The organism is Staphylococcus sp. EG-SA-17, from assembly GCF_017151845.1.
Lineage (GTDB): Bacteria > Bacillota > Bacilli > Staphylococcales > Staphylococcaceae > Staphylococcus > Staphylococcus aureus.
The window spans coordinates 1-1,051 of the sequence record NZ_JACVZO010000069.1; the positions used below are offsets into that span (position 1 = coordinate 1).

The window sequence follows — 1,051 nt, forward strand, 5'->3', positions numbered from 1 at the left end:
CTCAATCAAATAACCTCCAATCGAAGATTGAGTTAAGACATGATTATATAATTTAAAAAAGAAAAAATGTAGGAAAAACAGCATTTTCATTTCGCCATTTTCCTACATTTTATAACCGCCATTTACAGAAGTACCACAGTGCCACATGTCGGCAATTGGCGAGACAAGTTCTTTAAAGAGCGTGAAGGTAAATATCAAGTAGAAGGTTGTTTTATTGAATCAGGTGCACTTAATAATAAAAGTGATGAATACGGTATCAAAAGGAACAGACATGCTCAAATTTATTATAATTCAGTTAGAAATCGAGATAAACAGATAGAGATTTCTAAAATTGCTAAAAATACTAATATAAATAAAAATTTAATTCAAAGAGTTTATGAACATATATTTGAAAATAAGTATTTATTAGAAAGTGGATTTAAACAATTTGATCCTGACTTTTATATGGCTCAAAGTTGGCAACGTTTAAGAGAAGGGAAAAATATTAAAAAAATGGATATAATAACGTAGAAACATGAAGCTCTTGAACACTATCTAATGAATAAGTATAATTTACACTATATAGAGGCACATAAACTTACAGAAATAAAATATAATTATAGTATTTTAATTAATTAGAGGTGGAAATGATTGCTAATATTAAAAATAAAAGAAATTAATGATAAAAGTGTTACATATAAATATTTTCCTAATAATGATGAAAATATTAAGCCTGGTATTATTCAAATGGATATAGATAGTCTTGAAGTTATCAATGCTGAAAAATCTAGTTTAGAAAAAAATACAAGAGATAATTATTTTATTCATGCCATAGACAGAATATACATAAATGCTAGTAAAGGGCTATTTCCTGAATCTGAACTCGTAGCATGGGGATAAAGAAAGTTTACTTTAAAAATTTTAACCTTCAAATGTGAAGGTTATTTTTTAGTGCGCCTGGCATGGGCAACAACTTGACGGTGAAAGTCCGTTACAGGCTTGGTAGTAGGAACTGTTAGCGAAAGACAAGGGTGTCCATTGTGAAGTGGAATCTGAAGGAAGTCGGACGCAA

General features: G+C 29.3%; 1 protein-coding gene and 1 pseudogene. Both read left to right on the plus strand.

Translation table 11 applies throughout. The features are described from left to right. Window positions 1–126: 126 nt before the first annotated feature. Window positions 127–618 (plus strand): annotated as a pseudogene (locus tag IDG65_RS14070) (minor capsid protein); the annotation flags it as partial. A 12-nt stretch (window positions 619–630) separates the two neighbouring features. Further along, window positions 631–879, plus strand: a complete 249-nt coding sequence (locus IDG65_RS14075; RefSeq protein WP_000906223.1) for a hypothetical protein — start codon at window positions 631–633, stop codon at window positions 877–879. Window positions 880–1,051: the final 172 nt, after the last annotated feature.